This is a genomic window from Neisseria sp. P0022.S010 (assembly GCF_051956635.1).
Window position 1 is genome coordinate 1 of the sequence record NZ_JBQCXF010000951.1, and the last position, 420, is coordinate 420.

1 protein-coding gene is annotated in these 420 nt (G+C 53.3%); it reads right to left on the reverse strand.

What is annotated here, in order from left to right:
- The coding region (locus ACTHUT_RS22275; protein ID WP_440419988.1) for a BtrH N-terminal domain-containing protein at positions 1-420 on the reverse strand (420 nt) is incomplete at both ends.

Below are 420 nucleotides of genomic sequence, written 5' to 3' on the forward strand. Positions count from 1 at the left end.
TTCAGACGGCCTGTTGTCTTCCAAGGTGTACATCATGCCTTTTGCCGCCAATACGCCTTTGGCAAAGCGCGCCCGTTGCAAATCTTCGGCGGCGCAGCGTTGTACGGTTTCAAATACGGGGTCGCTGATGAGGTAGTCGTTGCCGTCTTTTCCGTATACTAAAAGATTGTGTGCGTTGAAATGGAAGCGCATTTGCGGCGGGAAGTAGGGCAGCCAGAAGACGGAGGTTTGCAAACCGGCCAGTTTGCCTGAAGACAGTGCGGCATCCAATGCGGCTTGTCCGCTTTGTGCGTCGGAAAATTTGCGGACGGATAATTTCAGCCCCAATGCTTTGCAGGTGTTTTTGATGATGCTGCGCGGCGCGGTACGGTAGGAAACCAGCGGCATGCCGTTTAATTTGATCAGCGGCATCCAGACAAA